Genomic DNA, 8,066 nt, shown 5'->3' with positions numbered 1-8,066 from the left:
GTCTTGCTCCGGGTGGGGTTTACCGAGCCACCCCAGTCACCTGGGGTGCTGGTGGTCTCTTACACCGCCGTTTCACCCTTACCCCGCTCGCGCGGGGCGGTCTGTTCTCTGTGGCACTGTCCCGCGGGTCACCCCGGGTGGGCGTTACCCACCACCCTGCCCTGTGGAGTCCGGACTTTCCTCGACTTGCGCCGCGATCACCCGGCCGACTCGTCCGCGGCCAGCCTACCGGACCCGCACCCACCTCCACGGCGAGGGGATCAGGCCGGATCGAGAATCCTGAACTCGACCTTGCCCGACAGCAGGTCCGCGGAAACCAGGGTGGCCGAGACCTGTTCGCCGAGAACGAGGTCGGCGCCCTTCACCTTCGCCTCCACGGCGGGATCGGGCAGCTGCAGGACGCCGAGGTCGTCCTCCGGATCGACCTCGAGGACCGTGCCGCTGAACGACTGGCCCAGCCGGGGAGCGAGCACGAGCGCCTCCACGAGGTCGACGATCCCCCGCTCGTACTTCTTGGACCTACGGTCGGCGTCGTCCATCGCCGGCGGCAACTCTGCCATGGTCGAGGTCACCCAGTCGGGCACTTCCACGCCGGCACTGATCGCCACGCAGATCTCGCCGCAGTACCGATCGACGAGCCTGCGCAGCGGCGCGGTGGTGTGCGCGTACGGCGCGGCGATCGCTGCGTGCAACGGCTGGGAAGGGATCGTCCCCCGGAACGCCTGGTAGCCGGCGCCGCGGAACAGCGTGGTGCAGGCGTTCAGCATCGCTGCCTGCGCGGGCACGGACGCGTCCAGGCTGCGCACGAACGCGGGGTAGCCCTGCGACGGTGGCCAGCGGATGCCGAGCGCGGCAGCCGTGCGGCGTAGCTTGGCCAGCGACCCGTCGCGCGCCGGCGGCAGCGTCCGCAGGATCCCGACTCCACCCGCGAGCATCAGCGACGCCGCGCCCATGCCCGTGGCCAGCGACAGCTGGGCGTTCCAGTCCTCGACCGGCAGCGGCGCACGGAACTGCAGCGCCCAGCGATCCTTCGTCGCAACGACCTCCTGCTCCGGCACCGACAGGCTCACTCCGCCTCTGGCCGCCTCGAGATCCAGCCGCAGCGTGCCGAGGGTCCGCAGCAGCTCCAGTTGCTCCCCGCCGGTTCCCGCATCCAGCGCGGCCTGGGCACCGACGTAGCTGAGCTTCGCCCTGCTGCGGACCAGTCCCCGTGCCACCCTGGTGGACGTGGTCTGGCCGTCGGCGTCGAACTCGAGCTCCCAGACCAGGGCCGGACGCAGCTGGTCCGGCAGCAGGCTGGCCGCCCCCTCCGACAGCACCGACGGGTGCAGCGGCGTCTTCCGCGTGGGGGAGTACAGGGTCTCGCCCCGACTGTGCGCCTCCGTGTCGAGGTGCCCGCCGGGACTGACGAAAGCGGCGACGTCCGCGATCGCGTACAGCAGGCGGAAGCCCGTTCCGGTCCTCGCCAGGTGGAACGCCTGGTCGAGATCGGTCGAGCCCTCCGGGTCGAGCGTCACGAACTCGATGTCCGTGCGGTCTGTCGTGGGCAGGACGGGGTTGGCCGCGGCGTGCGCGGCCTCCGCCAGCACGTCGGGCGGGAACTGGGCCGGCACTCCGAGCGTGGCGCGGAGCCGGCGCAGTCCCTCCCTCAGCGCGGGCGGCTCACTGGTCTGGAGCGAGACGTATCGACTGGGCACGATTCCTCCTCAGCGTCGGGTGCGTGGATGTCCGTCCAGTGCGGCGTCGACCAGGGCGGCGGCCGCGTTCTGCTCCCGCGGTACCCAGGTCCAGGTGATCCTCGCCGACGGGTACAGTTCCCGGGCTCGCTGGGCGAGCGGGGCCTGCTCCGGCCGTACCACCCGCCCGTTCCCGGTCAGCTGGTCGACCACCACCCGGGAGTCCATCCGGACCTCCACGGCCGCGTCCGGATCGACGGCGCGGGCCATCTCGAGGCCTGCGATCAGCCCGGAGCACTCGGCGACGCCGTCGGTCGCGATCCCCAGCGGGCGGGCCTCGACGTTCAGAACCTCGCCGGTCTGCGCATCCCGCAGCACGGCCCCGTACGCCGCCCCTCGCGGATCGCCGCGCGAGCCCGCGTCCGCCTCGACCACGAGCCGGCGGGCCATCAGGCCACGACGGCAGAGGTCCGGACCAGAATGCGCTCACACTCCTCGCACCGCAGCACCTCGTTCGGTGCCGCCGCCGCGTAGCCGACCAGCGCGCTCTGCGTTGCCTCCAGCTGGCAGCCGCCGCAGCGGCGCCCCGTCAGCGCGGCGGCGCCCACGCCCCCCGAGCGCGGGCGGATCCGGTCGTAGAGCGCCAACAGGTCGGCCGGGATGTCGGCGGCGATCGTGTCGTGCGCAGCCTGGTGCGCGGCCTGTTCGGCGTCGATCCGGGCGACCTGCTCGTCCCGGGACGCGATCAGGCCCCGCATCGAGGTCTCCAGCTCGGACAGCTCCGCGGCGATGCGGTCCTGGTCGGCCGTGGCGGCCTCCAGCTGCTCCATCACCTCCAGCTCGACGTCCTCCAGGTCAGAAATGCGTCGCCCGAGGTGGGCGATCTCTTCCAGGAGCGCGTTCAGCTGCTTGGGATCGGTCACCGTGCCGGCATCCACCCGCTGCTGGTCGCGCGCCTGCCGCTCACGCACCGGGACCAGGTCGGCCTCGGCCTTCTCGACGTCGAGTTGCAGGTCGCCGACCGTCGTCCGGGCCGCGACCAAGGACTCGCCCAGGCGGCTGCGCACCACCCGCGCCTCGGCGAGGGCGGTGTGCTCGGGAAGGGACCGGCGGCGGTGCTCGAGCTGGGCGATGGCTGTGTCCTCCGCCTGCAGGTCGAGCAGGCGGAGCTGCGCGGCGGGATCAGCCAACATCATGAGCCTCCTGGAGTTGTGGAGTCCGACTCTAGTGGGTGGCCGCTGCCCGCGACCCCCGGGCGGCCCGACCTCGGCCGCGGGATAGCATGCCGACCATGACCGAGGAGCCCACCGACACCGAACAGCCCGCCCTGCCCAACCGGCAGGTTCCGTTCTCGGAGGCGTTCACCGAGTTCATCCCGCAGGGATGGGCGCCCTATCCCGCCGACCTCCCCGAGGAGCTCCCGGCCGCCCGGCCGGCGGCGCTGCGTCGCCGCGCCCTCGCCGAGGCCTACCCCGGGGAGCGGCTGGTGATCCCGGCCGGCGGGTTCAAGGTGCGGGCCAACGACACCGACTACCGGTTCCGTCCGCACACGGCCTTCGCCTGGCTCACCGGGCTGGGTGGTGATCGCGAGCCGGACGCCGTCCTCGTTCTCGAACCGACCGACACCGGACACGAGGCGACGCTGTACTTCAAGCCGCGCGCCCCGCGCACCGACCCCGAGTTCTACGCCGACTCCCGCTACGGCGAGATGTGGGTGGGCACCAGGGAGTCGCTGGCCGAGATGTCCGCCATGACGGGGATCTCCAGCGCGCCGATCTCCGAGTTCGACAACGCCCTCGGCAAGAACCTCGGCGCCATCACCGTCCGGCTGCTCCGCGAGGCGGACGAGGCGGTCACCGCCCGGCTGGACGCCCTCAGGGCGGAGGCGGACGTGGCCGCCACCGCGGCCATCGCCGCCGACGACGAGTTTGCGGTCGCGCTCTCCGAGGCCCGCCTGGTGAAGGATGCCTTCGAGCTCGACCAGCTCCGGCAGGCGTGCGCCGACACGGCCATCGGTTTCGAGGCCGTCGTCGCCGAGCTGCCCGAGGCCGTTCGCCGTGGCAAGGGAGAACGCTGGGTGGAGGGCGTGTTCGGGCTGCACGCCCGCCATCTCGGCAACGCGGTCGGTTACGACACGATCGCCGCCGCCGGCGACCACGCCAACACCCTGCACTGGATCCGCAACGACGGCGAGGTGAAGGACGGCGACCTGCTCCTGATGGACGCCGGCGTCGAGGTGGAGTCGCTCTACACCGCCGACATCACCCGGACGCTCCCGGTCTCCGGTACCTTCAGCCCCGCCCAGCGCAGGGTCTACGCGGCCGTGCTCGCCGCGCAGGCCGCAGGCATGGCCGCGGCCCGGCCCGGCAACCGGTTCTCCGATGTCCATGCCGCCGCCGTCAGGGTGATCGCCGAGCACCTCGAGGCCTGGGGACTGCTGCCCGTCACTGCGGAGGAGTCGCTCGACCCGGCCACCGGTGGGCAGCACCGCCGCTGGATGGTGCACGGCACCTCCCATCACCTCGGGCTCGACGTGCACGACTGCGCGCAGGCCCGCCAGGAGAACTACCGGGACGCCGAACTGCGCCCCGGCATGGTGATCACCGTCGAGCCCGGCCTGTACTTCAAGGGCACCGACCTGCTGGTGCCCGAGGAACTGCGCGGGATCGGGGTGCGGATCGAGGACGACATCGTGATCACCGAGGACGGTTGCGAGATCCTCTCCGAGCACCTGCCCCGCGACCCCGACGCGATCGAGGCATGGATGGCCGGGATCCTCTCCCGCTGACCAACCTGGCGGACCACCGGCAACACGGGCTGGGATCACCGCCACCGGCTACGGGTTTCGCCCTAGAGTGCTCCACGGCCGGTCAACGTCGCCCGGCCGCACCGACGTACAGCCGAGTGGCGAAGGAGAACGGCGAGGACGATGGATGACCTGAACCGACCCGACCCGATGCAGACCAAGGTGGTCCTGGACGAGTCGCAGATGCCGACGTACTGGTACAACATCGTCGCCGACCTGCCGACTCCCCCGCCGCCGCACCTGCATCCCGGCACCCAGCAGCCGCTGGTTCCGGAGGATCTGACCGCGCTGTTCCCGATGGGCCTGATCGCGCAGGAGGCGTCGACAGAGCGCTGGATCGAGATCCCCAAAGAGGTGCACGACATCTACCGGCTGTGGCGGCCGTCCCCGTTCTACCGGGCCCGGCGGCTGGAGCAGGCGCTGGGCACCACGGCGCGGATCTACTACAAGTACGAGGGCGCCTCGCCGGTCGGATCGCACAAGACGAACTCGGCCGTTCCGCAGGCCTACTTCAACAAGCTGGACGGGCGCACCCGCCTCACCACGGAGACCGGGGCCGGGCAATGGGGCTCCGCGCTCGCGTTCGCGTCCCAGATCTTCGGGCTCGAGTGCGAGATCTGGCAGGTGCGCAGTTCGTATGAGGGCAAGCCGTACCGGCACGTGCTGATGGAGACGTTCGGCGCCAGTGTGCACTCCAGTCCCTCCGAACTCACCAACGCCGGACGCGCCCTGCGCGAGCAGTTCCCTGACACCACCGGCTCGCTGGGGATGGCGATCTCGGAGGCCGTCGAGGCCGCCGCCACCGATCCGAACGCCGCCTACTCCCTCGGCAGCGTCCTGAACCACGTCCTGTTGCACCAGACGGTGATCGGGCAGGAGGCGCTCACCCAGCTGTCCCTGTTCGGCGAGCCGCGCGCCGACTTCGTGTTCGGCTGCGCAGGTGGTGGCTCGAACTTCGGCGGCCTGGCGTTCCCCTTCCTGCGCGAGAACCTGGACGGGCGGGCGGAGGCGAAGATCATCGCCTGCGAGCCGAAGGCGGCGCCGTCGCTGACCGAGGGCGAGTACCGCTACGACTTCGGCGACACCGCGCACCTGACGCCGCTGCTGAAGATGTACTCCCTCGGCGCCGACTTCGTCCCCGATCCCGTCCACGCCGGAGGGCTGCGCTACCACGGCATGGCCCCGCTGGTCAGCCACTGCTACCACGAGGGCCTGATCGGCGCGATCTCGGTCAAGCAGCGCGAGGCGTTCGAGGCGGGTGTGCTGTTCGCGCGCTGCGAGGGGATCGTGCCTGCCTCCGAGTCCAACCACGCGATCGCCGGCGCCCTGCGACAGGCGCGACGGGCCGTCGAGGACGGCGAGTCGCCGGTGATCGTGATCGGAGTCTCCGGATCAGGCCAGCTCGACCTTCCGGCCTACGCCGAGTTCCTCAGCGGGGACATGGCCGACAGCTGACGCACGAACCCGAACGCCCCCGTCCACGTCGCTCGGCGTGGGCGGGGGCGTTCGTCGTGGTCGGGGTCAGGAGGTCGGGGCGTCCGGCTTCTTCTCCTCGGTCTCCGGCTCCGCCGAAGCCGGCGTGGCCGGCGGCGCCGTGATCGGGTCGGGATAGCCCAATCCCGACGGGACGTCCCCGAGCTGGCCGTAGGGCCCTGCGGCGGGCGGCGGATAGCCCGGCGCGGCATAGCCCTGGTGCGGGTAGGCCTGCGGATAGCCCTGCGCGGGGTAGGGCTGCTGCGGGTACCCGGGCCGGCCGTAGGGGTCCTGCGGGTAGCCCGCCGGGGCCTGCGGATAACCGGCCGGCGGCTGCTGCCCGTAGCCCGGCGCGGCGGCGGGCGTCGGCGGGCCGGAGAACGTCCCCGGGTGGCCTGGTGCCGGGGTGAACGGGGCCGGGTTGAACTGCGCCGCCCGAGCTCCCGGCATGCCGGCGATCAGATCCTTCGCCTGGCCGGCCACCTTGTGCTCGGCGAGCACCTCGTACTTGGTCGCCATGGTCTGGGAGACGGAGCGGAAGTCGCGCTTGCCCTGGCTCATCCAGTAGCCGATCGCCGCGAACGCGATCCCGACCAGGATGCCGATGGCCAGCGCGTACGCCACCAGCAGGACGAAGTTCGCCGTCGGCATGAACACCCACATCAGCAGGGTGATCATCAGGCCCGTGGAGATGCCGCTCTGCACGCCCTGACCGATCACGGTGCCCCAGCTGCGCCGCCCGAGCACACGCTCGATCGATCTGAGCTCGGTGCCCACGATGCACAGGTTCTCGACCGGGAAGCGCGCGTCGGCGAGGTAGTCCACCACCTGCTGGGCGTCGTCGTAGGTGTCGTACACCCCGACCGACTGCGGGTACTCGAGCTTGAAGAGGCTGCTCAGCCTCGGAACCGGCTGGCTCATGTCGTCTCCTCCATTCCGGCGGCCCGCCCCCGGGCCAGGATCGCGGCGGCCAGTTTGACCCCCGCCTCGTCCACCATCTCCTCGTCCACCACGATCGCGCCCACGGCGCCCCGGGCCAGGTCGGTCGCCTGCGCGTAGGCGACCATGATCCGCTGCGCCCGCTCGAAGTCGGAGGGCGACGGCGAGAACACCTCGTTGCCGGCTTCCACCTGGGCAGGGTGCAGCACCCACTTCCCGTCATACCCCAGAGCGGCGCTGCGCTGCGCCGACCGCCGGAAGCCGTCGACGTCGCGGATGGCGACGAAGGGGCCGTCGACCGCCTGCAGGCCATGCGCCCTGGCCGCGACGAGGATCGACATCAGGACGTGGTGGAACGCGTCGGCCGGGTAGCCGGCCGGCTGTGCACCGACGTTCAGCCCACCCATGCCGAGGCTCGCCATGAAGTCACCCGGGCCGAACACCAGGCTGGCCAGACGCGGGCTCGCCGCGGCGATCTCGTTGACGTGCAGGAGTCCCAGGGCGTCCTCGATCTGCACCTCGAGCCCGATCCGGCCCACCGGCAGGCCGGCGTTCTGCTCCACCTGGGCGAGCAGCAGGTCGAGGGCCTGCACCTGGGCGGCCGACTGCGCCTTCGGCAGCACCAGCGCGTCGATGCGGCCACCGGCCCCGGAGACCACCTCGATGACATCGCCGTAGGTCCAGGGGCTCTCCCAGCCGTTCACCCGGACGGTGACCAGCCCCGCGGCGAAGCCCGCCGGGCCGTTCAGGGCGTCGACGACGCGTCGGCGCGACTCCACCTTCACCGCGGGCGCGACCGCGTCCTCCAGGTCCAGGAACAGCCCATCGACGGGCAGGGTCCGCGCCTTGTCGATGAACCGGTCGGACGATCCGGGGACGGCCAGGATGGTGCGCCGGGGGACGGCGCGGCTTGTGGTCACGGGCCCAGCCTATTGCAGCGTCCGGACAGCCCCGCTGTGCCCCGGCTGGGCGGTCCCTGAGAGCGCGATGGACGCCGACAAGGAACGAGACAAACCCGACCCTGTGTGGCCCGACCCTGCGTACCCGCCCGGGCCGATCGCATCCAGCGGCAGTTCTGTCCCGTTCGCGGACCGACCGGGGACGGTTCTCCTCTCGGTCCACCTTCACGGCGTGAGGGTGGACCGAGTAAGGAACCGTCCCCGGTCGGTCCC

Annotated in this window: 6 protein-coding genes, 1 other RNA gene and 1 pseudogene; 2 read left to right on the top strand and 6 right to left on the bottom strand. The window is 71.6% G+C overall.

The features are described 5' to 3' along the window. The 4 genes from rnpB to QM633_RS10190 form a co-directional block, all read right to left on the bottom strand. Positions 1-213: RNase P RNA component class A (rnpB, locus tag QM633_RS10205), an RNA gene on the bottom strand; the annotation flags it as partial. Positions 214-260: 47 nt separating this feature from the next. Next, positions 261-1,697: an RNB domain-containing ribonuclease gene (locus QM633_RS10200; RefSeq protein ID WP_415153648.1), complete on the bottom strand. Its 1,437-nt coding sequence runs from the start codon at positions 1,695-1,697 to the stop codon at positions 261-263. Positions 1,698-1,706: 9 nt separating this feature from the next. Beyond that, positions 1,707-2,126 carry a reverse transcriptase-like protein gene (locus tag QM633_RS10195; protein WP_415153647.1) on the bottom strand — a complete coding sequence of 140 codons (420 nt, stop codon included), beginning with the start codon at positions 2,124-2,126 and terminating at the stop codon, positions 1,707-1,709. Beyond that, on the bottom strand, positions 2,126-2,869 hold the full coding sequence (locus tag QM633_RS10190; RefSeq protein WP_415153646.1) for a zinc ribbon domain-containing protein: 744 nt from the start codon (positions 2,867-2,869) through the stop codon (positions 2,126-2,128). The genes QM633_RS10195 and QM633_RS10190 overlap by 1 nt, the downstream gene beginning before the upstream one ends. A gap of 89 nt (positions 2,870-2,958) precedes the next feature. On the opposite strand from QM633_RS10190, the gene QM633_RS10185 reads away from it, so the two are divergent. Next, positions 2,959-4,464, top strand: coding sequence for an aminopeptidase P family protein (locus QM633_RS10185; protein WP_415153645.1), 1,506 nt, complete (start codon positions 2,959-2,961; stop codon positions 4,462-4,464). Between the two features lie 141 nt (positions 4,465-4,605). Further along, the gene (locus QM633_RS10180) at positions 4,606-5,937 is read left to right on the top strand and encodes a TrpB-like pyridoxal phosphate-dependent enzyme (protein ID WP_415153644.1); all 1,332 of its coding nucleotides are present in this window, start codon (positions 4,606-4,608) and stop codon (positions 5,935-5,937) included. A gap of 441 nt (positions 5,938-6,378) precedes the next feature. On the opposite strand, the pseudogene QM633_RS10175 reads toward QM633_RS10180, so the two are convergent. Together QM633_RS10175 and QM633_RS10170 are read right to left on the bottom strand one after the other, a co-directional pair. Continuing rightward, a pseudogene (locus tag QM633_RS10175) lies at positions 6,379-6,876 on the bottom strand (general stress protein); the annotation flags it as partial. Beyond that, positions 6,873-7,814 carry an HpcH/HpaI aldolase/citrate lyase family protein gene (locus QM633_RS10170; RefSeq protein ID WP_415153643.1) on the bottom strand — a complete coding sequence of 314 codons (942 nt, stop codon included), beginning with the start codon at positions 7,812-7,814 and terminating at the stop codon, positions 6,873-6,875. The gene QM633_RS10170 and the pseudogene QM633_RS10175, both read right to left, overlap by 4 nt. Between the last annotated feature and the right edge of the window lie 252 nt (positions 7,815-8,066).

It is taken from the genome of Propionicimonas sp., from assembly GCF_047606205.1.
Taxonomy (GTDB): domain Bacteria; phylum Actinomycetota; class Actinomycetes; order Propionibacteriales; family Propionibacteriaceae; genus Propionicimonas.
The sequence above is the reverse complement of the archived record's forward strand: the minus strand, read 5'-3'. Positions and strand labels throughout refer to the sequence as shown.